25 protein-coding genes and 2 tRNA genes are annotated in these 26,193 nt (G+C 33.4%); 11 read left to right on the top strand and 16 right to left on the bottom strand.

Annotation, left to right across the window (positions count from 1 at the left end):
- Positions 1-53 precede the first annotated feature (53 nt).
- The 5 genes from dnaG to PQ463_RS21930 form a co-directional block, all read right to left on the bottom strand.
- Positions 54-2,126: a DNA primase gene (gene dnaG, locus PQ463_RS21950; RefSeq protein WP_274255490.1), complete on the bottom strand. Its 2,073-nt coding sequence runs from the start codon at positions 2,124-2,126 to the stop codon at positions 54-56.
- A gap of 128 nt (positions 2,127-2,254) precedes the next feature.
- On the bottom strand, positions 2,255-3,850 hold the full coding sequence (locus tag PQ463_RS21945) for a porin family protein (RefSeq protein ID WP_274255489.1): 1,596 nt from the start codon (positions 3,848-3,850) through the stop codon (positions 2,255-2,257).
- A 38-nt stretch (positions 3,851-3,888) separates the two neighbouring features.
- Entirely contained in the window at positions 3,889-4,614 is a 726-nt protein-coding gene (locus PQ463_RS21940) for a hypothetical protein (RefSeq protein WP_274255488.1), read from the bottom strand.
- Positions 4,601-5,161, bottom strand: coding sequence for an RNA polymerase sigma factor (locus PQ463_RS21935; RefSeq protein WP_274255487.1), 561 nt, complete (start codon positions 5,159-5,161; stop codon positions 4,601-4,603). The genes PQ463_RS21940 and PQ463_RS21935 overlap by 14 nt, the downstream gene beginning before the upstream one ends.
- 204 nt (positions 5,162-5,365) lie before the next feature.
- The gene (locus PQ463_RS21930; protein ID WP_111377266.1) at positions 5,366-6,343 is read right to left on the bottom strand and encodes a polyprenyl synthetase family protein; all 978 of its coding nucleotides are present in this window, start codon (positions 6,341-6,343) and stop codon (positions 5,366-5,368) included.
- A 159-nt stretch (positions 6,344-6,502) separates the two neighbouring features.
- Between PQ463_RS21930 and PQ463_RS21925 the strand changes: the two genes are divergently transcribed.
- Positions 6,503-7,366 carry a hypothetical protein gene (locus tag PQ463_RS21925; RefSeq protein ID WP_274255486.1) on the top strand — a complete coding sequence of 288 codons (864 nt, stop codon included), beginning with the start codon at positions 6,503-6,505 and terminating at the stop codon, positions 7,364-7,366.
- A 99-nt stretch (positions 7,367-7,465) separates the two neighbouring features.
- On the opposite strand, the gene rlmN is transcribed toward PQ463_RS21925, so the two are convergent.
- Positions 7,466-8,509, bottom strand: coding sequence for a dual-specificity RNA methyltransferase RlmN (gene rlmN, locus PQ463_RS21920; protein ID WP_274255485.1), 1,044 nt, complete (start codon positions 8,507-8,509; stop codon positions 7,466-7,468).
- Between the two features lie 361 nt (positions 8,510-8,870).
- On the opposite strand from rlmN, the gene PQ463_RS21915 reads away from it, so the two are divergent.
- The 6 genes from PQ463_RS21915 to PQ463_RS21890 all read left to right on the top strand — a co-directional run bounded on the left by PQ463_RS21915 (position 8,871) and on the right by PQ463_RS21890 (position 13,626).
- A complete protein-coding gene (locus tag PQ463_RS21915; protein ID WP_274255484.1) occupies positions 8,871-9,431 on the top strand; it encodes a YceI family protein in 561 nt (186 codons plus the stop codon).
- 303 nt (positions 9,432-9,734) lie between these two features.
- Positions 9,735-10,304 carry a YceI family protein gene (locus PQ463_RS21910; RefSeq protein ID WP_274255483.1) on the top strand — a complete coding sequence of 190 codons (570 nt, stop codon included), beginning with the start codon at positions 9,735-9,737 and terminating at the stop codon, positions 10,302-10,304.
- Between the two features lie 5 nt (positions 10,305-10,309).
- Positions 10,310-11,761, top strand: coding sequence for a hypothetical protein (locus PQ463_RS21905; protein ID WP_274255482.1), 1,452 nt, complete (start codon positions 10,310-10,312; stop codon positions 11,759-11,761).
- A gap of 10 nt (positions 11,762-11,771) precedes the next feature.
- The gene (locus PQ463_RS21900; RefSeq protein ID WP_274255481.1) at positions 11,772-12,323 is read left to right on the top strand and encodes a hypothetical protein; all 552 of its coding nucleotides are present in this window, start codon (positions 11,772-11,774) and stop codon (positions 12,321-12,323) included.
- Between the two features lie 182 nt (positions 12,324-12,505).
- Positions 12,506-12,871 carry a hypothetical protein gene (locus PQ463_RS21895; protein WP_274255480.1) on the top strand — a complete coding sequence of 122 codons (366 nt, stop codon included), beginning with the start codon at positions 12,506-12,508 and terminating at the stop codon, positions 12,869-12,871.
- Between the two features lie 113 nt (positions 12,872-12,984).
- Positions 12,985-13,626: an O-methyltransferase gene (locus tag PQ463_RS21890; RefSeq protein ID WP_274255479.1), complete on the top strand. Its 642-nt coding sequence runs from the start codon at positions 12,985-12,987 to the stop codon at positions 13,624-13,626.
- A 272-nt stretch (positions 13,627-13,898) separates the two neighbouring features.
- Here PQ463_RS21890 and PQ463_RS21885 read toward each other — a convergent pair whose 3' ends face one another.
- The 7 genes from PQ463_RS21885 to PQ463_RS21855 all read right to left on the bottom strand — a co-directional run bounded on the left by PQ463_RS21885 (position 13,899) and on the right by PQ463_RS21855 (position 19,999).
- Positions 13,899-14,462 carry a phosphatase PAP2 family protein gene (locus PQ463_RS21885; protein ID WP_274255478.1) on the bottom strand — a complete coding sequence of 188 codons (564 nt, stop codon included), beginning with the start codon at positions 14,460-14,462 and terminating at the stop codon, positions 13,899-13,901.
- On the bottom strand, positions 14,462-14,809 hold the full coding sequence (locus PQ463_RS21880; RefSeq protein ID WP_160781043.1) for a Sec-independent protein translocase subunit TatA/TatB: 348 nt from the start codon (positions 14,807-14,809) through the stop codon (positions 14,462-14,464). The genes PQ463_RS21885 and PQ463_RS21880 overlap by 1 nt, the downstream gene beginning before the upstream one ends.
- Positions 14,810-14,961: 152 nt before the next feature.
- A complete protein-coding gene (locus tag PQ463_RS21875; protein ID WP_274255477.1) occupies positions 14,962-17,205 on the bottom strand; it encodes a M1 family metallopeptidase in 2,244 nt (747 codons plus the stop codon).
- 66 nt (positions 17,206-17,271) lie between these two features.
- Positions 17,272-17,778: a DUF6702 family protein gene (locus PQ463_RS21870; RefSeq protein WP_274255476.1), complete on the bottom strand. Its 507-nt coding sequence runs from the start codon at positions 17,776-17,778 to the stop codon at positions 17,272-17,274.
- Positions 17,775-18,530 (bottom strand): BamP family beta-barrel-assembly machinery protein, encoded by a 756-nt coding sequence (gene bamP, locus PQ463_RS21865; RefSeq protein WP_274255475.1) that lies wholly within the window; start codon positions 18,528-18,530, stop codon positions 17,775-17,777. Before bamP ends, PQ463_RS21870 begins: the two co-directional genes overlap by 4 nt.
- Positions 18,520-19,245: a carboxypeptidase-like regulatory domain-containing protein gene (locus PQ463_RS21860; protein ID WP_274255474.1), complete on the bottom strand. Its 726-nt coding sequence runs from the start codon at positions 19,243-19,245 to the stop codon at positions 18,520-18,522. Before PQ463_RS21860 ends, bamP begins: the two co-directional genes overlap by 11 nt.
- Positions 19,232-19,999 (bottom strand): carboxypeptidase-like regulatory domain-containing protein, encoded by a 768-nt coding sequence (locus tag PQ463_RS21855; RefSeq protein WP_274255473.1) that lies wholly within the window; start codon positions 19,997-19,999, stop codon positions 19,232-19,234. The genes PQ463_RS21860 and PQ463_RS21855 overlap by 14 nt, the downstream gene beginning before the upstream one ends.
- Before the next feature lie 163 nt (positions 20,000-20,162).
- Here PQ463_RS21855 and pepE point away from each other — a divergent pair, with 163 nt between their 5' ends.
- Positions 20,163-20,870: a dipeptidase PepE gene (gene pepE / locus PQ463_RS21850; RefSeq protein WP_274255471.1), complete on the top strand. Its 708-nt coding sequence runs from the start codon at positions 20,163-20,165 to the stop codon at positions 20,868-20,870.
- A gap of 136 nt (positions 20,871-21,006) precedes the next feature.
- On the opposite strand, the gene PQ463_RS21845 is transcribed toward pepE, so the two are convergent.
- A tRNA-Gly gene (locus PQ463_RS21845) sits at positions 21,007-21,079 on the bottom strand.
- A gap of 94 nt (positions 21,080-21,173) precedes the next feature.
- Positions 21,174-21,246, bottom strand: a tRNA-Gly gene (locus PQ463_RS21840).
- A 135-nt stretch (positions 21,247-21,381) separates the two neighbouring features.
- On the opposite strand from PQ463_RS21840, the gene PQ463_RS21835 reads away from it, so the two are divergent.
- Together PQ463_RS21835 and PQ463_RS21830 are read left to right on the top strand one after the other, a co-directional pair.
- Entirely contained in the window at positions 21,382-21,819 is a 438-nt protein-coding gene (locus tag PQ463_RS21835) for a GNAT family N-acetyltransferase (protein ID WP_274255469.1), read from the top strand.
- 1 nt (position 21,820) lies between these two features.
- Positions 21,821-23,404, top strand: coding sequence for a L,D-transpeptidase family protein (locus PQ463_RS21830; RefSeq protein WP_274255468.1), 1,584 nt, complete (start codon positions 21,821-21,823; stop codon positions 23,402-23,404).
- Here PQ463_RS21830 and PQ463_RS21825 read toward each other — a convergent pair.
- A complete protein-coding gene (locus PQ463_RS21825) occupies positions 23,393-24,118 on the bottom strand; it encodes a murein L,D-transpeptidase catalytic domain family protein (protein ID WP_274255467.1) in 726 nt (241 codons plus the stop codon). The two genes, PQ463_RS21830 and PQ463_RS21825, sit on opposite strands and share 12 nt — an antisense overlap.
- A gap of 501 nt (positions 24,119-24,619) precedes the next feature.
- On the opposite strand from PQ463_RS21825, the gene gpmI reads away from it, so the two are divergent.
- A complete protein-coding gene (gene gpmI, locus PQ463_RS21820) occupies positions 24,620-26,137 on the top strand; it encodes a 2,3-bisphosphoglycerate-independent phosphoglycerate mutase (protein ID WP_274255466.1) in 1,518 nt (505 codons plus the stop codon).
- Positions 26,138-26,193 lie beyond the last annotated feature (56 nt).

Below are 26,193 nucleotides of genomic sequence, written 5' to 3'. Positions count from 1 at the left end.
TATAAAAACTCTAACTTTTTTGATTCATCAAATTAGATAGAGTTTTTCTCTTTTTAGTGATAAGGCACCACTACTCGGCCTAGTTTTTTCGAAAAATTATTCAGCAGTTTAGAATAATCTATCACCATACTTAAAATTTCTGAGTTATCTTCTTGTGGATCGGTTAAAAGAGAATTCTTTAATTCTGCAATAATTCCAGATACCAAATACCATCTCATAGAAAATATCGTATCAGAAACATTCTGCTCTATGGTTTCGCTTTTGTGTTTTGGGAAAATATTCTGCCCTTCCCAATTATGAATAGTCAGCCTTTCATCTTCCATTAAAATATTGGTCACTTCTTGAGCAAATTCAGGCTCTAGATGCATCAAATATTTATCTAAACTAAAAGTCTCATTTTGATTGTAAAAAGCGATAATGTTATTGTAAATATTTTGAAATAAGATATTCGACAATTCTACCTCATCTTCTTGAAGACTCAAATATATTTTCTCAAACACTTTATATTGTCTTTTTTCCGAAACTTCTTTTACATTTCCTTCTTCATCTGCTTTCAAGAAAACATCTTCGAAACTTTCGACAACACTTCCGTACAATAGCAAAATCTCAATGACTTTCCTTTCAAAAACATATAAAATATCTACTTTTTGAGTTTGTTCTGGCGGATAATATCCTGGATCTCCTGGATAGTCATAACCTTCTGGCGGACCAGTTCTCGGATCTTCTGGATCTCCACCTGAAAATGTACCTGTTTGTGGAGGCTGATTTCTAACTACTTCAAAAGGCTTCTGCTCTTGTTTCTGCTTTTTATTAGCGTCAGCTATATCTTTCTGAATAAGCTGTGCCAAAGTGCTCGTCAAGACCTGCTCCGAAATATCCATAATTCGAGCACATTCCTGAATATAAACCTCGCGCTGAATACGATCTGGTATTTTAGAAATACTCGCCACCATATCGCGAATCAGATCAGCTTTTTTTATTGGGTCGTTTTTAGCTTCGCCCATTAAAATCGAAGCTTTGAACTGTATAAAGTCTTTGCTATTATTTTCTAGATAAGCAACTAAATCATCATGCGAATTTTTACGGGCAAAACTATCCGGATCTTCTCCTTGAGGAAAAGAACAAACACGAACATTCATACCTTCTTCCAAAATCAAATCAATTCCTCGAATGGCTGCTCGTAAACCCGCAGCATCTCCATCAAAAAGGACGGTGATATTTCGCGTCAGACGATTGATCAAACGAATCTGATCTGGCGTTAAAGCTGTTCCAGATGAAGCCACAACATTTTCTATTCCAGCTTGACTGAACTGAATCACATCGGTATAACCTTCAACTAAATAACAGTTGTTTTGTTTTGCTATAGATTGTTTTGCATGATAAATTCCGTAAAGGACTTTACTTTTATGGTAAATATCACTTTCTGGCGAATTCAGGTATTTTGCGGCTTTTTTATCATTGGTTAAAATACGCCCTCCAAAACCTAAAACACGGCCCGACATACTTTGAATCGGAAACATCACACGACCTTTAAATCGATCAAACGGACGGTCTTCTCTCGGAATTGTTAAACCTGTACTTTCTAAAAATTCTAATTTATAACCTTTGCCAAGGGCTTCTTTCGTCAAAGCATCCCAAGTTTCTGGAGAATATCCTAAATTGAATTTCTTAATGGTTTCGTTGGTAAATCCTCTTTCTTTAAAATAAGACAAACCAATTGCTTTTCCTTCTTCAGAATTAACCAAAACATCCTGAAAATATTTGGCAGCAAATTCAGAGACCAGATACATACTTTCACGAATATCTGTATTTGCTTTTTCTGCTTCTGTCTGTTCGGTTTCTTCAATTTCGATATTGTATTTTTTAGCTAAATATCGAATGGCTTCTGGATAGGTAAATTGCGAGTGCTCCATTAAAAATTTAACAGAATTCCCTCCCTTTCCCGTACTAAAATCTTTCCAGATTCCTTTTGCAGGCGACACCATGAACGACGGCGAACGCTCATCTGAAAACGGACTCAAACCTTTAAAATTACTTCCTGCGCGCTTCAAATTCACAAAATCGCCAATAACCTCCTCTACTCGAGCAGTTTCAAAAACAGAATCAATGGTGGTTTGTGAAATCAAAGTGTATTAAATTTTAAAAGTTGAGAGCTAGCAAAAATACGCAAATCTTGTTGGAATTTTAATCATTTTAAACCAAAAAAAGCACCTCTTACGAGATGCCCTTTTACTAACTAAACTTAATTTTATATTTAATTGAAATCGAAGCGCAATCCCAAGGAAATATTATTTTGATCAACACTATTTTTTTCAAATAAAGGCTGTAAATCGTATTTCAAATACAAACTTGTCGCTTTGTAACCAACATATGTACTTAGTCCATAATTAAAATCATTTACATTAAAATTACCCTTTGTTTTTTGCTTCACATCATTTCCAACTGCATCGTCAAAACATAAAATTTGTTTTGATTTCACTCTAAATCCGGCATAACCTCCTATACCAAATCTGGCACTTTTATGTGATTTAAAATAATTAACGCCATCTCGAACTTCTTTCTTAGTAAAATCAAACTCCAAATGCAATGGCACCATTACATATACATTTCTAAATCGGGATTCGTCTAAATGTACGGGGCTTGTCACTAAATCGGTTTGTGCACCATTTTTTTCAAAATAGCGATCATCTGTAGCTCGCAGATTATTATACATCAGAGACATTCCGTATTTAAAATGCAGCAAATTATCTTCTTTAAAAATTCTAGTATTCCCAGTTATTCCCCATTCATAAAAGTGAGATTGCAAATATTTAAAATCTGAATGGGCAACTTGGCCATCTGTCACTAAATTATTTGCTCCAAAAGCAAAAACAAATTGTGTAGTCGTTCTTTTTGATTGACGCTTATCAACATCTTTTTGTCCATGATATACTTTCATAGAAGTAAGATTAATGATTGTTTGGTCTCCTTTATCACAATCATTGCAATCGCCAATTATAATTTTTGTCCCTTTTCTTTTATTTGCATCTTCTGTCTCAATTTTTCCATCAACTCTATCCTGAACCAATTGACTTAATTTATTTTCTTCGATAGCTACATTGGTTTCAATATTGGCAGCGTGAACTTTAGCTTTATTTAATTTAAGCTCTTCTGCTTTTTCTTTAGAAATTGTTCCTTTTGAAGCTTCATTGTCTAATGAATCCACTTCCACTTTTAAAGCCTTTTTTTCATCCTCTGTTATTTTTTTAATTTGGTCAGCAATCGCTTTTGCTCTTACTTCAAATGAAATTTCCTTATGCTCTCGTCCTTTAGTTAACCCAGTTTCTGGAACAGTATCATCAACTACTTCTAGCTTTACATCTTTAAACCAAATTTTCCCTGGCCCATCTAATAAAACTCCATAAGAAATTGATGTTGCATCCTTTGGAACAAATAGAACAACTTCATATTTTGTCCAATCAGTTGAACCTTTTATAGGTCTGTTCTGCATGTTATCAAAAGCAAGCACACGAGCAGAATAATAATCGACACGCATCCAAAGTCCCGCCCAAGAATTTACATTTTCAGTCTTTACATAAGCGGTCATTTTAAGCGTTTTATCCTGATACAAATTAGATTTTACGGATTTCATAAGAGTGCCAAAACCTTTTATTTTATTTTGAACTGATTTTATGGTTAAGATATTTCGATCTTCGGATTCAGGATTTTTTTCAAAATTCATTTCATATTTTACAGGGTCATGTTGCCAATAAGACCAGTCTAAAACTTTTTTATAACTGCCGCTCTCTTGCGCTGATAATTTAGTTGCCATAACAACTATCATCATTATAAGTAATATAATTTTTTGCATGATTTTCGTTTTTTGATTGATGATTGATGATTCTTTATTTATTCTTCGTAATTTCTATTTGCTATAGCGCTTTTTACAGCCTTCAAATTTTTATTAAATTTATCTAGCGCTGACTCTCTATAAGATTGATTTAATTCTGTTTCAGCATTTAGCAGCAAATCATTAGGATTTACTGAAACCGCTTTTCTGTTTTTTTTAATTATTTCGTCAGTAGCTTTTGTATCCGCTTTACCATTGACTTCTGCTAATAATTGTTCTGCCGAAATGTATTTGCTTTTATTCTCAGATTGGTGATTCTTATTTTCAAAAGAATTAACTATCGCATTATCTTCTTTTAAATCATTTTTAACCGAAAGCTCTACATTGCTCTCAAGCTGTTTTGAATTCTTGTTTTGATTATGAATATCAACAACAGCTGGTGCATTTTTCATTATTTGTTTCGGATTATGATTATTGCTACTTGCAACATCCTCTTTATTTATCCCTACTACATCTAAAGTGTCTTTATTTATTTTTTGCTCTAAGACTATTGGTGTATCCCTTTTTATTTCTACAGTTTCAGAACGGTTCCAATAGATCGTTCCAACCAATACCCCCCCCGCGATGCTTGCAGCTATATACAGCCATTTTCTATTTTTCTTTGACTTTTTCTCTTCTGCTACACTCAACATGGCATCCAATCGATCCCAAGCTTTGTTGCTTGGTTCAATTTCGCGTTGGTTTAGTTTTTCACGGAAATCCTTTTCAAAATTATTCGGTTCCATTATCTTGTTTTTTTAAAATAGTAATTTGTGTTTGCAGCATTTTTCTAGCGTGCGATAATTGCGATTTTGATGTTCCTTCATTAATTCCTAACATCTTGGCAATTTCATTGTGTTTATAACCTTCAATTGCGTATAAATTGAAAACCATTTTGTAGCCGTCGGGCAAAGCATCAATTAAATACTGAATCTGTTCTACTGTAAATTGGCTGTCGATTTCATTAAAGCTTTCTTCAACAAAAAATTCGTCTTCGGCAAATTTTACTTTTTTCTGAACTCTTAAATAAGAAATGCATTCGTTAACCATAATTCGACGAATCCAGCCTTCAAAACTTCCTTTATGTTCAAAATTTTTGATATTCGTAAAAACCTTCATAAAAGCCGTTATCATTACATCTTCTGCCAATTGTATGTCTTTTATATATTGACGGCATACACTTAACATTTTTGAAGAATATTTACCATAAATCTGCTGCTGTGCCTGACGATTGTTCTCTACAGCCAGCTTTATGATTTTGGTTTCTTCTTGATGTAACGAAATAATTTTCATTAATAAGCTTTTCGGTTTGGTTTTGGTTTTAGAAACAGACTTCTATTAGCATAGACGATTGTCGATTTGAAATGGTTGCATGAGCATTGAAAATTTCAAAAAAATAAATTACAAATTCCAACCATAGGAAACACACAACTGATTTACAACAAAGTAAATCAATTATCAAATTGACAAATTTTCTGATTATCTAATTAAAAAAGATTATTTTTTTCTCTCAATAACATAATTCACCATCAAAGTCAAAGCGTCTTTGTATTCTGAATCTTCGAAGTTTTGAAGTAGAGAAAGTGCTTCCTGCTGGAATTGCACCATTTTGTTTTCGGCGTAAGCCAAACCATTATTATTTTTTACAAAGGCAATCACTTCTTTTACGCGTTTTTTGTCTTTGTTATGGTTTTTGATGGAGTTTATCAGCCACTTTTTTTCTTGCGGAGTACAAGTATTTAAAACATGAATTAAAGGCAACGTCATTTTTTGCTCTTTAATATCTATTCCAGTTGGTTTTCCGATGGCTTCTTCGCTATAATCAAATAAATCGTCTTTGATCTGGAAAGCCATTCCTATCAATTCACCAAACTTACGCATGTTTTCGACCTGAGCATCGTCTTCGATTACAGCTTTCGCGCCAAGCGCACAACAAGCCGCAATAAGTGTGGCTGTTTTCTTTCTGATGATTTCGTAATAAACATCTTCTGTAATATCAAGTCTTCTTGCTTTTTCAATTTGAAGCAATTCTCCTTCGCTCATTTCACGAACGGCTACAGAAATAATTCTCAATAAATCGAAATCGCCATTATCAATAGAAAGCAGTAAGCCTTTTGACAATAAATAATCTCCAACCAAAACGGCAATTTTGTTTTTCCAAAGCGCATTGATTGAGAAAAATCCGCGACGACGATTACTGTCATCTACTACATCATCATGTACCAAAGTTGCAGTGTGAATAAGCTCAATTACTGAAGCTCCACGATACGTTCTTTCGTTTACTGTCCCGCCAGAAACCATTTTTGCAGTAAGAAAAACAAACATCGGACGCATTTGTTTTCCCTTGCGGTTTACTATATAATAAGTGATTCGGTTTAATAACGCAACCTTGGAAGTCATCGACTCATGGAACTTTTTTTCGAAAAGTTCCATCTCGTTAAAAATGGGCTGCTTTATTTGAGACGTAATATTCATTTAGACTCCAAATATACTATTTTAAATAAAAATACGTTGTGTATTTTAGGTTACGATTGTAATATTTTATGTCTAAACCTAAAAATTCCCACCAAAAATAGCTCTAACTAATACTGATTTGAATTCATTAACGTAAAAGAAACCCAAAACTATTTATTTATGAAAACAAAATTTTTATTAATTGGAACATGTATAATTACATTGTCTTTTTTCATTAGCTGTAATTCTGATGAAAAAACAAATGACGGATCATCAGCTAAGATTACAAACGACGAAATTGTAGCTAATTCTAAAATCGACGCTTCTGTAGAGGATGTCACTAATATTGCTGAAGACCAGTTTAGTTCTCAGCTTAACGTAACTTCAAAACCAAGCGGACCAATAAAAAATTATCTTCCGAGCTGTGCCACAATCACAACCGTTTTAACCAATAATACTTGGACAAAAACAGTAGATTTTGGTGTAGACGGCTGTACTTTGAATAACGGAAATACTGTAAAAGGAAAAATGGTCGTTTCTTTCTCGAACGATTTTACTTCTTCCACACAAACCATCAGCTATACTTTTGAAGGATTTTATCATAATGGGAGAAAACTTCAGGGAAGCAAAAGCATTGTAAGAACTATTAAAGAAACCAATTTATTAGTGACGCCACACCCTGTATCAACAGCGTCCATAGATTTGACAATTACTTTTGATGATGGAAAAGTTTATTCTAGAAAAGGAACTTTGATAAAAGAAATGACTTCTGGTTATGATACTTGGTTTGATTGGGATGATAATGTATTTGTTGTTACAGGAAGTGGTTCTACAACTTTTCCTAATGGAGATACTTTTTCTGCAGAAATCACAACTCCTTTAGAATTTAATGCTTCTTGCAGAAAATCTTTTGCGGTAAAAGGAATTGTTTCTATTACTAAAAATGGCGCTTTGGCAACTATTGATTATGGAAACGGAGAATGCGATACTCTAGCAAAAGTAACCAAAGATGGCGTTACAGAAGAAATAGATTTGAAAAAATAAGCATCCTTTTTGTCCAAAAAAAAGCATTAAAAACGAGAAATAATTCTTGTTCTTAATGCTTTTTTTATACCGATCAGATACTCCTAACGGAGTATTTCTTTACGCTTCTTTGTTGGCTAATTGTCCGCAGGCGGCGTCGATGTCTTTTCCTCGGCTGCGACGTACTTTTACCACTACTCCAATATTTTCCAACGCTTTTATGTAAGTCATAATCGATTCTTCTGAAGCTTGTTGAAATTCGCCATCATCAATTGGGTTATATTCAATCAAATTGACTTTGCAAGGCACATATTTACAAAACTTAACCAAAGCATCAACCGAGGCTTTATCATCGTTAATTCCTTTCCAAACTACATATTCGTATGAAATCTTGCTTTTGGTTTTTCTGTACCAATATTCTAATGCTTCTCGTAAATCTTTTAAAGGGAAGTTTTTACTGAAAGGCATAATGCGTGCGCGAGTTTCATCAATTGCAGAGTGTAATGAAACTGCCAATTTGAACTTCACATCATCATCAGCCATTTTTTTAATCATTTTCGGAATTCCTGAAGTCGAAACCATGATTCGTTTCGGAGACATTCCTAAACCTTCTTCAGAAGTAATCATATCGATAGCTTTAATGACATTATTATAATTCATTAAAGGTTCTCCCATTCCCATAAAAACAATATTCGAAAGTGGGTGATTGTAATATAAACGACTTTCTTTATCGATAGCTAGAACTTGATCGTAGATTTCGCCAGGTTCTAGATTTCGCATTCTTTTTAATCTTGCTGTTGCACAGAAATTACAATCTAGACTGCAGCCAACCTGACTAGAAACGCAGGCAGTAGTTCTTGTTTCTGTCGGAATTAAAACCGATTCAACGACAAGTCCATCATGAAGTCGAACGGCATTTTTCACAGTTCCGTCACTACTTTTCTGCATAGTATCAACCTTAATATGATTGATTACAAAATTATTTTCAAGCATTGATCTTGTAGCTTTTGCTACGTTTGTCATGTCTTCAAAACTGTGAGCACCTTTACTCCATAACCACTCATAAACCTGATTTCCGCGGAAAGCTTTATCTCCATTTTCAACAAAAAAATCGCGAAGCTGGTCTTTTGATAAGGCTCGTATGTCTTTTTTCTCCATTTGCATGCTGCAAAGTTAATCACTTTTGTCATTTTTTGTTTGGTTTTTACATTCTTAATTAATTAAACCTCAAAAAAAGCCACTCAAAAAATGAAGTTGATATTTCTCGACAGAGAACACAACAGCTTAACAAGCAAACAGTTAACTCTTGACTCTGTTTTATAAAAATCAAAAACCCAGGAACAACAGGGCTTTACACTCTTTACGATAACAATTTAATAAAACTTTCGCCATGATTTTTATCATTCCTTTTTCTTCGCGCGCGCGATAATTTTGGTCTAAGAAATAAAGGAAGCCACTACTTCATTAACCACTAACTGAATTCTAAAGCTTCCTTGTTTAACTGATTAACCTATACTTTATCAACATGAAAACAATTCAATCATTTTTACTGACAGTAATTTTTACAACAATGGCATTACAGGCAAATGCTCAAAAAAATTATAATGTAGCTGCAAACTCAACCTTTGAAGTAGCGGGCACTTCGACCGTACACGATTGGGTAATGAAATCTACAGAAGGAACAGGAACTGCCAGCCTAATGGTTAAAGATTCTAAACTAACAGGAATAAATAGCTTGACTGTTTCTTTATTAGCAGAAAGCCTAAAAAGCTACAAAGCAAGCATGGACAAAGTCGCTTATGAAGCCATGGATACCGAAACACACAAATACATTGAGTATGTTTTAAAATCTGCTGAAAAAGTTGATGAAACAACTTGGAATCTTACAGGAATTTACACTATTGCAGGCGTGAGCAAAGAATATAAAACTCAGGTAAAAGTAACGACCAGCAAAGGAAGTTTCATTTTGCAAGGTTCTAATCAAATCACTTTTGGCGATTTTGAAATGACGCCTCCTAAAGCAGCTCTTGGAGTTGTAAAAGCAGGAAAGGACTTAACTGTAATCTTCAATATTATTCTGAGTTAGAATTCTTATTGATAATGTTAAAGAATACTCCTTTTTTAACTTTTTGCCAATTCAAAATAAATGTTAAAAAATATCAATTTGATAAAATCAATCCTCTCTTCTTGCTTTGGCAATCGATACTATAAAAAATGAAAACGTTGTAGTTATTAAATACCTCTTTAATAAAATTTTAACAATGATTTTTATCATGCACAAAGCTGATTTATAGAAAGATCTTTGATACAAGTTAAAACAACATTCTTAGTACTAAATAGAAACTGGCCGACTATTAACTTATTTTTTCACAATATAAACATGACAAAAATGAAAACAAATACATTAAAACTTTTCGCCGTTATAACAGCTTTTTTAGGAATCAGCACATTTGCTACAGCACAAAAATCATATGCTTTAGATAGTAAATCAACTTTTTCTGTTGCGGGTACTTCTACACTTCACGATTGGGAAATGAAATCGGCTTCTGGAACTGGAACAGCGTCTTTAAATATTGCTAACGGAAAACTAACAGATATTGATGCTTTGACCGTAACTCTTTTGGCTGAAAGCGTAAAAAGCGAGAAAAAAAGCATGGATAAAGTGGCTTACGAAACTTTAAAAACAGATAAAAACAAAAACATTAAATATGTTCTTAAATCTGCTGAAAAAGTAAACGAAACAACTTGGGAACTAACAGGAACTTACACCATTGCCGGAGTTAGCAAAGTTTACAAAACTTCTGTAAAAACAACGGTTACAAAAGATGGTTTAAACCTTCAGGGAACTAACAAAATCACTTTTACAGATTTCGGAATGAAATCGCCAACGGCAATGCTTGGAACAATAAAAACAGGTCAAGACCTAACAATAAAATTCAATTTAACCTTTAATTTATAAACGCCATGAAGAAAATTTATATTCTATTCGTCACATTAATCAGCACATTTGCTGTTCAGGCACAGGTCAGTTTTGGAAACATGCAAAATCAAATCTCTAGAGGAAAAGACGGTATCAACGTTTTCGACGTACAAAAAGACAATAGAGAATTTAAAGGTCTTAGTATTGATGTTGGTGGTGCTTTCAATATGGATTTCCAAGCAACAAATTCATTCAACAACCAACCTGCTACCATTACGACTACCACTACTACGCCTACTGGGACTACCACTAGATCAATTACAGGGTATCGTTTAATGAATACTGAAAACAATTTTACTCTTCCTGCTGCTGATATGTATATTGGTGCTCAATTGTTTGATGGAGTAAGAGTGAATTTAGATGTTTATTTAGCTTCAAGACACCACAATGATTCTTATGTAAAAGGTGGATACTTACAAATTGACAAGTTAGACTTCATCAAAAAAGACTTCTTGGCTGATGTAATGAAATATGCTACCATTAAAATTGGACAAATGGAGAACAATTTTGGTGATGCTCACTTTAGAGGTTCTGATAATGGTAATACAATAAGAAATGCGTTTGTTGGAAACAACATTATGTATTCTTTCACTACAGAAATGGGTATGGAGGTTTACTACAACAGAAATGGATTGGTAAGTATGCTTGGTGTTACAAATGGTAATTTAAATCAAAGTAACGAAGAAGTTTTTTATCCTAATGGACCAAACGCTAATACAACGCATAGCCCTTCAATCTTAGCCAAACTTGGTTATGATAAACAGCTTAATGAAGATTTAAGAGTAAGATTAACTGGTTCTTATTACCATAATGCAAATCTTGGTAATGCCAACATCTATTCAGCTAATAGATCAGGATTTGGTTATTGGGGTATTTTGAATAATAACGCTTATAAAAACACTATTACTAAGACCGATGCTAATGGTACTGTTATTTCAACAAATACTACTGATGTTCCTACTAGTTTCAGTAAAACATCTACTCCAGAAGCAACGTTCAACCCTAATTTCAAAAATTGGGCTACTACCTACATGATTAACCCATTTGTGAAGTATAAAGGACTTGAATTCTTCGGAACAATCGAATTGGCTTCAGGAGGAGATAAAGCGGGTACTGACGATAAACGTACTGCAAATCAATATGCTTCAGAGCTTATTTACAGATTTGGAGGAACTGAACAATTCTATATCGGAGGAAAATACAATACTGTGTCTGGAAAATTATCTAATGCTGATGCTAAAAAGGTTACCGTAGATAAATTTGAAGCAAGTGCTGGCTGGTTTATGACTAAAAACATTTTAGCTAAATTAAACTACGTTAATCAAAAATATAAAGATTATTCACAATTTACAGGAGATCCTGCTACTGGAAATCTAAACAACTTTTATGGTGGTAAATTTGAAGGTTTAGTATTCGAAGCAACAATTGCGTTCTAATATAAAAAAAATGAAAACGAGATTTTCAATCTTAATTATGGGTTTAGTAGTTTTCTTTTTCTTAGGAAGTGCTAAACCCACTTTTTTTCCAGAAGATACAGCTGTGGTAATAAATAAAATAAAAATAGAAATCACAGGACTATCAACTGTGGGCAAATATAATTGCTCAAACACTTTTAATATAAAGGACACTGTTTATGTAAACTCAGTTAAAAAAAATACTTTTAATACCGACATCAAAATGTCAAACTTTGATTGCGGCAATAAAATAATGACGAAAGATTTACAAGGAACAGTAAAAGTGAAAAAATTCCCCAACAGCACAGTTTCTATCAGTGATATAAAACCTATGGGGAAAAATTACAAATGCAGACTAAACTTTTTCATAACTGATAAAACACTCAAATACAAAGATTTTATACTATACAATACCGATGATAAAATTCAAGGAACACTTAGTTTAAAGTTCTCTGATATTGAGTTGGAGCCACCAGTAAAAATGGCTGGTCTCATTAAAGTTAAAGATGATATTGTGATTAATTTCAGTTTATACAAAAACTAATATTTTTCTTCTAAAAAAATTAATGCCCTAAAGCATAATTTCAAAATTTGGCACAAGAATTGTTTTGCTCTAAAAAGAAAACATAATCTTACAAAGAGCTCAATCATTTTAAAATTTGTAATTTTATTTTTCAGCCATTTTAACCTTTAAGTTTTATCAACCTAAAAAAAAAAATTGAAATTATGAAAAAACAAATTTTGAGTTTAGCTGTAATTGCTTTATTAGCATTCGCTGTTCAATCATGCGAGAAAAAAGAAAACAAACCTGCAGAAGACGAATTAACTCTTGGCAACAAAGTTGACTCTCTGACATCAGATATCGAAGAAGTAAAAGATACTGCGGTAAGCAAAGCCGAAAATGCCGCTACTAAAGCTAAAGATGCTACAGAAAAAGCAGCAAATGATGTAAAAGACGCTACTAAAAAAGCAGCGGAAGATGTAAAAGATGCTACTAAAAAAGGTGCTGAAAAAGTAGAAAATGCTGCAAAAGCTGCAAAAGACGGAACCGTAAAAACAGCGAAAGAGGTAAATGAAGCTTTGAAAAAATAAATTTCATCTAAATCTGAAACAGAAACCATCCACTCACAGCGGATGGTTTTTTTATGCTTAATATTAAGGGCATATTTTTGTATTTTTGTAACTAAATTACAAGATACTACAACATGCATTTTATATCTCAAGAATTAGAAGATTACATCGAACAGCATTCTGAAAAAGAACCAGAATTGTTGGCGAAACTCAATAAAGAAACTTATCAAAAAATACTTCTGCCAAGAATGCTAAGCGGGCATTTTCAAGGCCGTGTTCTAAGCATGCTTTCAAAATTGATTCGTCCAGTCAATATTCTTGAAATCGGAACTTACACTGGTTATGCTGCTTTGTGTTTGTGTGAAGGAATGCAAGAAAACGGACAGCTACATACCATTGATATCAAAGAAGAATTGGTCGATTTTCAACGAAAATATTTTGATATGTCTCCTTGGGGAAAACAAATTTTTCAGCATTTGGGAGAAGCCGTAAATATTATTCCGGATTTAGATTTAAAATTCGATTTGGTTTTTATTGACGCAGATAAGGAAAATTACCTCAATTATTGGGAAATGATTGTTCCAAAAATGAATAAAGGTGGTATCATTTTATCGGATAATGTTCTTTGGAGTGGAAAAATCCTAGAACCAGTTCATCCAAACGATGTTAGCACAAAAGTACTTTTAGAATACAACCAGCTTTTAAAAGATGACCCTAGAGTAGAAACAGTTTTATTGCCAATTCGCGATGGATTGACGGTTTCAAGGGTATTGTGATTTTCTTAAGATGCTAAGGTTCTAAGACGCTAAGTTTTTTAAAACTGAGAAATATATTAATGAATTGCCTCCAGCTTTAGCTGGAGAAACATAATTTAATATCTAGGGCTTTAGCCAAATTAAATAATCTTAATTTGGCTAAAGCCCTTTATTTGTCCATAAAAAAACCTCCAGCTAAAGCTGGAGGCAATTCAATTATATGATTTTCAAAATCCTAAAGAAAAACCTTAGAACCTCAGTTCCTTAGCAACTTAGAACCTTTCCAAAAAACTCTATCCTGGAAAATACTGTGGTTTTAGCTTTTTATAAACTAAATAAAGTAAAAATCCGAAAAGTGCTCCAAAGAAATATCCTGTAAGGATATCACCCGGAAAATGCAATCCTAAATAAATTCGGCTGTAAGCAAAGATTAAAGGCCATAGAAATAACAATCCGAAATACTTGAAATAGCGCTTTAAAATCAAAAATAAAAATGTTGCGACCGCCATAGTATTGGCAGCATGTCCAGAGAAAAAGCTATATGATTTTCTAACCTGAACCACTCTAATAATTGAATTTATTTCCGGATCGTTACATGGACGCAAACGCTGGAAAGTATGTTTGAATAAGTTACAGGTCTGATCTGTAAAAGCAATTAGAACAGCTACAAAAAGCAGTAAATACAGGGTTTGTTTTCCTCCTATTTTTTTATAAATAAGATAAAATAGAAGTAAGAAAAACGGCGTCCAATACAATTGATTGGTAATGATAAGCCATAATTTGTCGTATGTTTCAGAACCTAATCCGTTAAGAAAGATTAAAAGATCTTTATCTAATTCCTGTATTTTTTCAAGCATTACATTTGGCGTTTAATAGGTCCAGAGAGAGTGTCAATATCTTCTTTTACTTTTTCGATTTCAGTTGTAGTATCTCCTAAAAGATTTCCTGTATCTCCAAGTAAATTCGATTTTGCATTATTAATTTCTGCATTGATATTTCCAGTAATATCATTCAGAGATTTTGAATCAAGACCATTTGCCTCAGCTCCTTTCTGAATTTCGCTTTTAATATCATTAGTTGCATTTTTTAATTGAGCCATAGCTTTTCCCATTGTACGTGCGATTTCCGGCACTTTATCTGAACCAAAAAGCATTAGTACTATAAACAGTATAAAAACTAATTCTCCTCCTCCTATACCAAACATAACTTTTAATTTTGTAGTCGCAAAGATATTAAATTTTGCAGCTTAGAGTTTTAAAATTAACTTAAAAAGTCCTTGAAAATACATTTAATTAAAAGAAAAAAGCTCATCAGGTTTATAAAACTTGATGAGCTTTTTATTTATTTTCAATTTATTTAGTCAAATTTTGACTTTGTCTCTACTTTTGGCCAAGAGTTATTGGTTACATCAATATCAGCTGTTAGCAATTGAGGGTCAACTTGAATGCTCTTAATCGCTTTTGTAGTTGCATAAACTTTTCTAGCCGTATCATTACTTTTTCTCCAGATTTGAGCTGGGTATTTGTAATTATCTTTAGAACCATCTTCGTAAGTAATCTCAACTAAAATAGGCATAATCATTCCGCCTGGTTTATTGAATTCTACTTCGTAGAAATACTTAGGAGATTTAATACTCGCTTTTTCTTCAGCTGTAAAAGTCTGATCTACGTAATCTGCCAAAGGTTTAAAATCTTCTACTTTTAAAGCTTTTTTCTTAGAATCGCTTACCTCTGCATTATCTCCAGACACTAAGTAAACAAAAGGTCCTTTTTCGTATCCAAAACGTCCTTTTCTAACTTTTACATCTTTAATATCTGCAGTTGGAGTATCTGAAACGTAATATTGTTTTACATCTTTAATTCCGATATCTACAAAATCTGTTGAGTAAAACCAACCTCTCCAGAACCAATCTAAATCTACCGCTGAAGCATCCTCCATTGTTCTAAAGAAATCTTCTGGGGTTGGATGTTTAAACTTCCATCTGTTTGCATACGTTCTGAATGCATGATCGAATAATTCTCTTCCCATAACTACTTCTCTCAAAATATTAAGACCTGTAGCTGGTTTTCCGTAAGCGTTATTTCCAAACTGGTGAATAGTTTCAGAGTTTGACATAATTGGCTCTAAAAACTTCTGGTCACCACTCATGTAAGGAACAATATTTTTTGCTGGTCCTCTTCTTGAAGGGAAATTTGAATCTAATTCCTGTTCTGCTAAATATTCTAAGAATGAATTCAATCCTTCATCCATCCAAGTCCATTGACGCTCGTCTGAGTTTACAATCATCGGGAAGAAAGTGTGTCCAACTTCATGGATAATAACACCAATCATTCCGTTTTTAACTTCTTTGCTAGTTACGCCATTTTCATCAGGACGGCCATAGTTCCAACAAATCATTGGATATTCCATACCTTGATCTTCTGCAGAAACAGAAACTGCTTTTGGATAAGGATAATCAAAAGTATGAGATGAATAGCTTTTTAAAGTATGAGCCACAACCATTGTAGAAGTTTCTCCCCAAAGCGGGTTTGCTTCTTTTGGATAAACAGATTCTGCCATAACAGTTCTGTTTCCAATTTTCACAGCCATTGCATCGTAAATGAATTTTCTTGAAGAAGCAATTCCGAAATCACGAACATTTTTAGCACTAAATTTCCAAGTTTTTTTCTTTTCAGAAAAACCTTTTTCAGCTGCTTCTGCTTCTGCCTGCGTTACAATAACAACAGGTTTATCAAATGATTTTTGTGCTTGTTCGTATCTTTTTACCTGTTCAGCTGTAAACACTTCGCTTCTGTTCATTAATTCACCAGTTGCGTCGATTACATGATCTGCAGGAACTGTAATATTTACATCAAAGTTTCCAAAAGGAAGAGCAAACTCTCCGCTTCCCCAGAACTGCATGTTCTGCCATCCTTCAACATCATTATAAACTGCCATTCTTGGGTAGAATTGCGCGATTACATATAGTTTGTTACCGTCTTTCTCGAATAATTCATATCCAGAACGACCGCCTTCTTTTCTATAATTATTAATATTATACCACCATTTTATTGAGAAAGAAATTTTTTCTCCAGGTTTTAAAGGTGAAGTCAGATTTATACGCATCATAGTTTCGTTGATCGTATAAGACATTGCGCTTCCTTTAGCGTCTTTAACTTGTTCAATATTAAAACCGCGCTCTAAATCTTTTTTCAAGTATTTAGAAGAAAAACCGTCTAGAGGCAAAACCTGATTGATTTTATCACTTTCAGCCAATGAAGTCTGCGTATTTGCTTTTGCTTGATTTTGATCTAATTGAATCCATAAATACTCCAAACTATCTGGCGAGTTATTTGTATAGGTAATGGTTTCAGATCCGCTTAATTTTGAATTTTTATCATCCAATTCAACATCGATTTTATAATCTGCCTGTTGTTGGTAGTAAGCTGGTCCTGGAGCTCCAGAAGCTGTACGAAACATGTTTGGTGTTGCCAACAAATCATACATTTGGCTAAACTTGTTTGTGTCGTACTTTCCTTGTTGTTTGGCAGGAGCTGTTACTGGTTTATCCTGCGCCACTAACATTGCAGGAAAAAGCAATAATAATGAAAGTTTTTTCATAAAAATTTAATGGTAATTTCTTTAGGCTGTGAAAATAGTAATTAAAACATTAATTTTGTCAATACCTTAATATTTTAACAATTCCTTCCTTGAAGATTCTGTAAAAAGCACACTTCTTTTTGTATCAAATGCTGAAATATGCGTAATGTTTTGCTGTTCTGAATTCCAATCGACCAAAATAGTGTTTGAAATTTCAAGCGTTTTGAATTTATCAATATCCTTTATTCTGGAATAACACACCAAAACATCATCTGCTTCAATTTCTTTAGATAAAAAAGTTATCGCTTTTGATTGCCCATTTACTTTAATCAGAAAGTGTTCTGATAGATATTTTTTTAATAATTCAACATCTGCGGGAGTTTCTTTGCTTGTACCAACAAATGTCTTTTTGTGATACTTTTTCTCCATTGCATTATTCAAATCATCTATAAAAATGCGAGAAGTAATTTGCAGCATTTTCTTTTCTGCGGCATAATTTACCTGAAAAACACCAACATAAAATTTATGAAATGCAAATGCTGAAGACAATACAAACAAAACTCCCAGCAAAGGGAAAACTAACTTTTTTTTCATTTTTGAACAGCCTCAGCTTTCTTAAATTCTTTATTCTTATTGATCATAAAATCCATCAACTGAAATTTCTGATCTGGATCTACCATTTCTTTAGAATGCGGATCGTTTGAGCAATACATTAAGAAAAGCTCTACTTCGTCATCTTTAAGATTAAGCGTTTTGGAATAAAAATCTTTTGTAAAATTATCTTTAGCATATTCTACAAAAGCAATATCTGTAACTTCTTCCTCTTTTACTTCGTCTTTTTTACTTAAAAGTTTTTTGACATCTTTAAAGATTCGAACAAAATCGGTTCCGTATTTTATAGTCTGATCAGAAAGCATTGCGTTGTTTTTTGCCGTAGACTGTTTATCATCTTCAAACTGCATATCCACATATTTCTGCGAACCGCCTTGCATTGCTTTTACCTTTAATTCTTTATGAACCACAACTTCTTTAAGCTGATTATTAACCAAATCCAATTTGACTTTCAAAAGAACTTCAGCACAATCTTTTTCAGTTAAAACTACTTTTTTTGATTGAAATGACAGACCTGAAAACAGCAAGGTGTCTTTCGGCTGCGCCATTATATCAAATAAACCGCCAGCTCCAATAAATGTTCTGACATTAGCATTAACATTCATTACATAACCACTTTCTATGGCTAAAAAATCATTGATAACCTGACCGTGTAATGGTTTCCTAAAACCGTTTTGCCCTAATACAAATTGACAAAATAAGCAGACAACGAGTACTCCTAATTTATTTTTCATTTTCGAGAATTGTTAGATATTTTCTTGCTAGATCTGTGATTAAAAACATACTCATTGTTTTGTTTTTAGTATTCAAAGATACAGCAAAATCGGTATCATCTACACAAAATAATTGAAATCCTCTTATATCATCTACAGGAATCTTTAATCGATTCGTATAATAATTCTCTTCAAAAAGATATTCGAGTTTTCTAAAAAGAGCTTCTTTTTTCTCTATATTCACTTCTTTTTTCAGCATCGCAGTTCGTCCCGAAATTGCATTTAAAAGCTTATCTACTGATGTTGAAGTTGCGGTATAAACCTTTCGCTCAGCAGGCGTATATTTTTTTTGTCCGTATGGAATAATTCCCAAATTTTCGGCAGTTATATTTGCATTTTCATTCACCACCACTTCTTTCAACTCTACTTCTTTAGCAGTCATTTTTACAACCAAAAAGCCCGTATTCATGTCTTCCGCAGTGATTCTATGTTTAACCGGATCTAAGTTTACCGCAGAAAAAACCAAAACATCTCCTTCTCTAACCGCAATTGAAAAACCGCCATCAGAATCCGAAACTGTTGCGGCCTGAGTAGCATTGTTTATAATATTTACCCCCTCAACAGGAGTAGATTGCTCCTGCACCTTCCCTATTAATAGCTTAATATCACTTTTTTGCCCAAAACTTATTTGAACCAAAAGAAAAACAACAATCGATATAACTCTATTTATTTTCACCAGCAATCATTTCTTTATACTTTACAGCCAACTCTCCAAGCAAAAACTCCGTAGAAGTTTTATTTTTAGAATTCAAAATCACAGTAAATTTCTCATTCTCTACAGCATAATACTCAAAACCTTTAACATAATCTGCTGGGATTTTTAATCTTTCAACAAAATGCTCCAGAGTAAACATATTTTCCAAAAGCCTCATAAAAAATTCCTTTTTTTCTACTGCAACTTCTTTCTTAAGCATAGCCGTTCTACCTGAGAAAAAATTTAGTAACGGATCTGCAGAAATCGAACCTCCAGCCATTGCCCCCCCATTTGCAGTCGCATTCAAGGCAGTCGCTGTTTGCAGTTTACGTTCTGCTGCAGTATATTTCTTCTGCCCTATAGGAATTACTCCCAAACTTTCAGCATTAATATTATCATATCTCTTTACAATAACCTCTTGCAATTGATACATAATCATAGTAAGATTGACAGCAAAATTGAGATTTGAAAAATCTTCCTGTTTCAATAAAACTCTTTTTTCTTTAAAACTTATTGAAGAAAAAACCAGAACATCATCTGCTTTTGCAGAAATCGAAAAAGATCCCAAAGCATTTGTTGTCACAGTTTCTTCTGTTTGCGCATTGATTACATGTATGCCTTCCAAATCTGAAGTATTTGAAACCACTTTACCACTAAAAACAGAGCGATCTTGGCTTTGTGACCAGCAAGCCTGCCCCGCCACAATAATTAAAAAACAAGTAATTTTCTGAAGCAAAATAAAATAATTTAAAAATATTCTTAAAACGGTAAAAATATCCTAAGTCGTTCCAAATTTAATATTAATAACTTGGTAAAAATTTGTTAATTAAAACATTAAAAAATCAAAGAAAAACAGAGTTTTAATTATCTTTAGCAAACAAAATTTGAGTTTAAAAATCATGAAAAGCATTATCATTGCAAGCACTTCTACTTTGCACGGAGGCAACTACTTAGAATATATTTTACCTACTTTAAAAACACATTTTAAAAATTGTAAAACAATCTTATTTATTCCTTATGCTCGCCCAAGCGGAATTTCGCATGACGAGTATACAAAAAAAGCCGCAGAAGCTTTTAACACAATCAACATCAGCGTCAAAGGAATTCATGAATTTGAAAACCCGCAGGACGCAATAAAAAACGCTGAAGGAATCTTCACAGGAGGAGGCAATACTTTTTTATTGGTTACCCAACTTTATAAAAACAATATTATGCAGCTGCTTTCTGAAACCGTAAAAAACGGCACACCATATCTAGGATCAAGTGCAGGAAGCAATATCTGCGGTTTGTCAATGCAAACAACAAACGACATGCCTATTATTTACCCTCCAAGTTTTCAGACTTTAGGATTAATTCCTTTCAACTTAAATCCGCATTATCTAGATGCCGATTTACAATCTAAACACATGGGAGAAACTCGCGAAACAAGAATTAAAGAATTTCACGCATTTAATTCAATTCCAGTTTTAGGCTTAAGAGAAGGAAGCTGGCTAGAAGTTAAAGGAGAAAAAATTACCTTAAAGGGAGATCTATCCGCTCGTTTGTTCCAACAAAACCAAGAAGCTCAGGAATTAGAAACTGAAAGCGATTTAAGTTATCTGAAATAATTTTTCTAACCATATAAGTGATGTAAGTTCATTTAAAAAGGCTAAATAAAAAAACTTATATCTTCTTACATCACTTATATGGTTCAAAAAAGCACGAAAACAAAAAAGCCTCAAACAATGTTTGAGGCTTTTGAAGAGCGAAAGACGAGGCTCGAACTCGCGACAACCAGCTTGGAAGGCTGGAGCTCTACCAACTGAGCTACTTTCGCATTAATCGGGTGCAAACTTAAAAAATTTAATTTTTAAAACAAAATAAAAATCAAAAAATTTATTTTCACATAAGTAAAACGTGTTTACTTTTAGAGCGAAAGACGAGGCTCGAACTCGCGACAACCAGCTTGGAAGGCTGGAGCTCTACCAACTGAGCTACTTTCGCATTGGTTGTGCAAATATAGAAAGAAAGTTCAGTTCAAAACAAGCTTTTGGGCAAAAAAAATCAATAAAAATCAACATTTTTTTATAACTTATTTAAAATTAAAAAGTTATAAAAGCAATATTTTTTCAAAAAATCATGATTACAATTAAAGAAATTCCATCAAAAGAGACTTATGCTGTTCGTCAACCTGTTTTAAGAAAAGGAAAACCTATAGAAAGTTGCGTCTTTGAAGGAGATGATCTAGAATCTACTCATCATTTCGGCTTATTTGAAGGCGAAAATTTAACAGGAATTATTTCATTATTTGAAAAAATCAATCCTATATTTGCCGCTCAAAATCAAGCACAGATTCGAGGGATGGCTGTTTTAGAAACCCATCAGAAAAAAGGAATTGGCGAGGCTTTGGTAAGACATTGTGAAGCCTATTGCAAGAATAGCAAAGTCGACTTGATTTGGTTTAATGCCAGAACTGCCGCTGTCGGATTTTATCAAAAAATGAACTATCAGCCACTAGGCGAAGCATTTGAGATTAAAGATGTTGGCGAACATTATTTGATGTTTAAAAAATTATAAAATGAGAATACTTTACTCTTTAGTAGTAATATGCTTTTTAATGGGCTGTAAAAAAGAAAGCCCAAAACCCGCACCTAATATCAAAAAAAAGGCACCGGCAATTATACTTACTGATGAGAGAACTGTCGAAATTGACACCGCATTAATAGGAACTTTTAAAAGCGAAACCTTAAAGCAATTTTACGTTGCATCTGAAAATCAAACCGTATGGGGCAATCTTAAAAAGAGAACTTTTGTTTTATCACAATTAGAAAAATCAGAAGAATTAGGCTTAAATCCGGAAGATTATAAAATTTCCCAACTAAAAAAATTCGAAAGCAAAGCAGCTTCACTTAGTGATAAAGACTTGGTTACGTATGATATTTTATTGACTTATAATTTTGAGAAATATCTAAGCCATATATATAAAGGAAAACTGGACCCTAAAAAATTGTACACCAATTGGGATTTGGATGAAAAAGAGTTTGATGTAAATTCTGTTTTAATTAAAGGTTTCAACAAGAACAAATTAGATAGTATTGTTGAAAACATTCAGCCTAAAACACAAATCTATAAAGAACTGCTAAAAGCCCTTGAAATCATTAACACTTTTCCAGATGACAATGTAAAAACTATTGAATCTGCTGATAAAATCGTTTTAAACGACACTAACCCTGCTTTAACAAACATTAAAAAAAGGCTTTTGTACTGGAACGATATGGAAGGAAAAGACAGTCTTTCTAATATTTACAACCACAAAACTTTTGAAGCCGTTAAAAGATTCCAAGAAAGGCACGGTTTAGCTTCAGACGGAGTTATTGGAGCAGGAACTATTCGTGCCTTAAACTATTCTAAAGAAGACAGAAAAAAACAGATAATTGCCAATTTGGAGCGTTGGAGATGGTATCCGTCAGAATTGGCTGAAAATTATTTTATTATCAATATTCCCGATTACAGCTTACATGTTGTTGAAAATAAAGACACCACTTTGGTTAGAAATATTGTGGTAGGAACAAACAAAAGAAAAACACCTATTATTACTTCATTCTTAAAAACGGTTGTTTTTAATCCGACTTGGACTGTTCCGCCAACGATTCTGAAAGAAGATGTCGTTCCTGCAATGAAAAGAAACCGAAATTATTTGGCTAATAAGAATATTACGATTTACGATACTGCCGGAAAGGTAGTTTCTCCTATGGCATGGAATGAAAACAAACCAAACAACTATCGTTATGTACAAAGCCCTGGTTATGACAATTCTTTGGGCTTAATGAAAATTTTATTCCCAAATCATCATAGTGTTTATCTGCACGACACCAATCACCGAAATATTTTTGGCCGCAATAACCGTTCTATGAGTTCTGGATGCGTACGTGTCGAAAATCCGCTGGAACTTGCCCAACATATATTGGATGTTGACGGGAACTGGCCGCAAGACAGAATTGACACTATTATTGCGAGCAAAACAACAATGAGCTTCAAGATTACCAAAAAGTACGCTTTATATCAGTGGTATTGGACAGCTTGGAGCAAAAAAAATCAGCTCATTTTCAGAGCTGATATTTATGATTTAGATTCGGATTTATATGCGCAATTAAGAAATTAGCCTCTCTTCCATCGCAAAACTTCTTGACGGATGGTAGATATATAAACACGATTTGTCTTTTATTAATTCGATAATCTCATTTGTCAATTCAACTGGAACTGCTGGACAGCCTTGGCTTCTGCCTAATCTTTTATGATCTCTAATGAAAGATTCAGAAACGTAGTCTGCGCCATGCATTACAACACCTCTTTCGCGAGCATTGTCATTTACGCCATTCTCTAAACCATCTAAACGCAAAGAAGCACCATGTTTTCCCTGATAAATTTCGCCAGTCGCATAAAAACCTAAACTGCTTTTAAATGATGAATTAAGGTTTGAAAATGTTGAAGCAAACTCTTCACCAGTATTTCTACCGTGAGCTACAAGAGAATTAAACAAAATAGTATTGCTAGTTAAATCAATCACCCACAAACGTTTTGTGTTTGATGACAAACTGAAATCAATCAGTGTTAAGATGTTTTTCTTAATCACGCCTCTTTCTTTCAACAAATAAAATCCTTTTAAAGCTTCTGAGAAAGTTTTAAGCTCAGGCATTTTAAAGTTGTTGGAATTTAATGAATTATAAACGCTTTCGATTTTAGAATCTACTGTAACTTTTTCGACTTTAGCAATCGTCTTTACAGTCGCGTTTTTTTTAAGATCTGCTGTGTTTTTTGAATCTTTTCCAAAAGACAATAGCAAAAACACAAATAACGGATAAATTTTGTAAATCATTGAATTTCTTTAGGTTAAACAAAAATTTGGGTATCGCAAAAATATAAAAAAATCATACCTTGCAAAATATGAGCCTGATTTTCAAGGCTTTTTTGCTTAAATTTTAACATTATTAACACAAATTTGCTTTTTATGTAAGATTTTATCTTACGCTAAAAATCATAACCTTTTTAACCGTTTTCTTAAAAAAAGAAAAACAAAGTAAAAATTTTGAATAGTAAACGGCAACAAGCAGAACAAATTAAACCTGTCATTTCTATAAAAGAATGATTATTAAGCATGAAAACATCTATTTATACAAGTGTAAAATGTTTCATCAGCCAGAATGCCGTCAAAAATAAAGTCGAAAAGAGAGCTTAGCGTGAATTAATTTTAAAAAACAAAGGCTTCTTTAATTAAATCAATATTTTTTTTTGTAGTTCATTTTATTAAATATAAATGTAACAATTCTCAGGTTTCAAACTTTAGAAATGCCTTATATTTGTAGAAAACAAAAATGCAATGAACAAAAAAGTTATCCTTATGATTTTGGATGGTTGGGGAAAATCTCCTGACCCTAAAGTATCTGCAATAGACAATGCAAATGTTCCTTTTATAAACAGTCTTTATAAAAACTACCCAAGCGCACAGCTTAGAACCGACGGATTAAACGTTGGTCTTCCGGAAGGGCAAATGGGAAATAGCGAAGTTGGACACATGAATCTTGGCGCAGGAAGAATTGTTTACCAAGATTTAGCCAAAATAAATTTAGCTGTAGAACACAAAACTTTAGCAAAAGAGCAAGTTTTAATTGATGCTTTTACCTATGCTAAAGACAACAATAAAAAAGTACACTTTTTAGGATTAGTTTCTGATGGTGGTGTTCACTCACACACTTCACACCTTCGCGGGTTAATCGATGCTTCTCAAGAATACGGTTTAGATCAGGTTTATGTTCACGCTTTTACAGACGGACGTGATGTTGACCCGAAATCTGGCGCAAAATATATTCATGATCTTGAAGATTATATTAAAGATACTCCTGTAAAAATCGCTTCTATTGTTGGACGTTATTATGCGATGGATCGTGATAAACGTTGGGAGCGCGTAAAATTGGCTTACGATCTTCTTGTTAACGGCGTTGGAACTCCATCAACAAACGCTGTTGCAAGTGTTTTAGACAGCTACGCAAAAGATGTAACAGATGAGTTTATCGAACCAGTTGTAATTGTTGATGAAAATGCAAAACCTCTTGCTACAATTGTTGAAGGTGATGTTGTAATTTTCTTCAACTTTAGAACAGACAGAGGACGTGAACTTACAGAAGCTCTTTCTCAGCAAGATTTCCACGAGCAAAACATGCATAAACTAAACCTTTATTATGTAACATTGACAAACTACGACGAAACGTACCAAAACGTAAAAGTGGTTTACAATAAAGATAATATCACTGAAACGCTTGGTGAGGTTTTAGAAAAAGCAGGCAAAAAACAAATCAGAATTGCGGAGACTGAGAAATATCCGCACGTAACTTTCTTCTTCTCGGGAGGTAGAGAAACTCCTTTTGAAGGCGAATCAAGAATTTTAAGAAACTCTCCAAAAGTGGCAACTTATGATTTAAAACCTGAAATGAGCGCTTACGAATTGGCAGATGCTCTTGTTCCTGAATTAAATAAAGGTGAAGTAGATTTCGTTTGTTTAAACTTTGCAAACGGAGACATGGTTGGTCACACCGGAATTATGGAAGCTGCAATTAAAGCTTGTGAAGCGGTTGACGCTTGTGCAAAACAAGTTATCGAAGCAGCTCTTGCTAACAATTACACTACAATTGTAATTGCCGATCATGGAAACTGCGAAACGATGATCAATCCTGACGGGTCTCCAAATACTGCACACACAACAAACCCAGTGCCGATTATTTTGGTTGACAAAGAATTGAAAAACATTCAAGATGGTGTTTTAGGCGACATTGCCCCTACTATTTTAGAATTAATGGGCGTGCAACAGCCGAATGCAATGACTTGTCATTCACTTCTATAATTTTCACCATATAAGTTATATAAGTTCATTAAATAGAACTTAAAAAAATCTCGCAA

The sequence above is a fragment of the Flavobacterium sp. KACC 22763 genome (assembly GCF_028736155.1).
GTDB lineage: Bacteria > Bacteroidota > Bacteroidia > Flavobacteriales > Flavobacteriaceae > Flavobacterium.
This window is presented reverse-complemented; position numbering and strand designations above follow the sequence as displayed.

Excerpts from the sequence above, each read along its gene's own strand:
- PQ463_RS21945 (WP_274255489.1), bottom strand. The coding sequence starts at position 3,850 with ATGCAAAAAATTATATTACTTATAATGATGATAGTTGTTATGGCAACT.
- PQ463_RS21940 (WP_274255488.1), bottom strand. The coding sequence starts at position 4,614 with ATGGAACCGAATAATTTTGAAAAGGATTTCCGTGAAAAACTAAACCAA.
- PQ463_RS21935 (WP_274255487.1), bottom strand. The coding sequence starts at position 5,161 with ATGAAAATTATTTCGTTACATCAAGAAGAAACCAAAATCATAAAGCTG.
- PQ463_RS21930 (WP_111377266.1), bottom strand. The coding sequence starts at position 6,343 with ATGAATATTACGTCTCAAATAAAGCAGCCCATTTTTAACGAGATGGAA.
- PQ463_RS21925 (WP_274255486.1), top strand. The coding sequence starts at position 6,503 with ATGAAAACAAAATTTTTATTAATTGGAACATGTATAATTACATTGTCT.
- rlmN (WP_274255485.1), bottom strand. The coding sequence starts at position 8,509 with ATGCAAATGGAGAAAAAAGACATACGAGCCTTATCAAAAGACCAGCTT.
- PQ463_RS21915 (WP_274255484.1), top strand. The coding sequence starts at position 8,871 with ATGAAAACAATTCAATCATTTTTACTGACAGTAATTTTTACAACAATG.
- PQ463_RS21910 (WP_274255483.1), top strand. The coding sequence starts at position 9,735 with ATGAAAACAAATACATTAAAACTTTTCGCCGTTATAACAGCTTTTTTA.
- PQ463_RS21905 (WP_274255482.1), top strand. The coding sequence starts at position 10,310 with ATGAAGAAAATTTATATTCTATTCGTCACATTAATCAGCACATTTGCT.
- PQ463_RS21900 (WP_274255481.1), top strand. The coding sequence starts at position 11,772 with ATGAAAACGAGATTTTCAATCTTAATTATGGGTTTAGTAGTTTTCTTT.
- PQ463_RS21895 (WP_274255480.1), top strand. The coding sequence starts at position 12,506 with ATGAAAAAACAAATTTTGAGTTTAGCTGTAATTGCTTTATTAGCATTC.
- PQ463_RS21890 (WP_274255479.1), top strand. The coding sequence starts at position 12,985 with ATGCATTTTATATCTCAAGAATTAGAAGATTACATCGAACAGCATTCT.
- PQ463_RS21885 (WP_274255478.1), bottom strand. The coding sequence starts at position 14,462 with ATGCTTGAAAAAATACAGGAATTAGATAAAGATCTTTTAATCTTTCTT.
- PQ463_RS21880 (WP_160781043.1), bottom strand. The coding sequence starts at position 14,809 with ATGTTTGGTATAGGAGGAGGAGAATTAGTTTTTATACTGTTTATAGTA.
- PQ463_RS21875 (WP_274255477.1), bottom strand. The coding sequence starts at position 17,205 with ATGAAAAAACTTTCATTATTATTGCTTTTTCCTGCAATGTTAGTGGCG.
- PQ463_RS21870 (WP_274255476.1), bottom strand. The coding sequence starts at position 17,778 with ATGAAAAAAAAGTTAGTTTTCCCTTTGCTGGGAGTTTTGTTTGTATTG.
- bamP (WP_274255475.1), bottom strand. The coding sequence starts at position 18,530 with ATGAAAAATAAATTAGGAGTACTCGTTGTCTGCTTATTTTGTCAATTT.
- pepE (WP_274255471.1), top strand. The coding sequence starts at position 20,163 with ATGAAAAGCATTATCATTGCAAGCACTTCTACTTTGCACGGAGGCAAC.
- PQ463_RS21835 (WP_274255469.1), top strand. The coding sequence starts at position 21,382 with ATGATTACAATTAAAGAAATTCCATCAAAAGAGACTTATGCTGTTCGT.
- PQ463_RS21830 (WP_274255468.1), top strand. The coding sequence starts at position 21,821 with ATGAGAATACTTTACTCTTTAGTAGTAATATGCTTTTTAATGGGCTGT.
- PQ463_RS21825 (WP_274255467.1), bottom strand. The coding sequence starts at position 24,118 with ATGATTTACAAAATTTATCCGTTATTTGTGTTTTTGCTATTGTCTTTT.
- gpmI (WP_274255466.1), top strand. The coding sequence starts at position 24,620 with ATGAACAAAAAAGTTATCCTTATGATTTTGGATGGTTGGGGAAAATCT.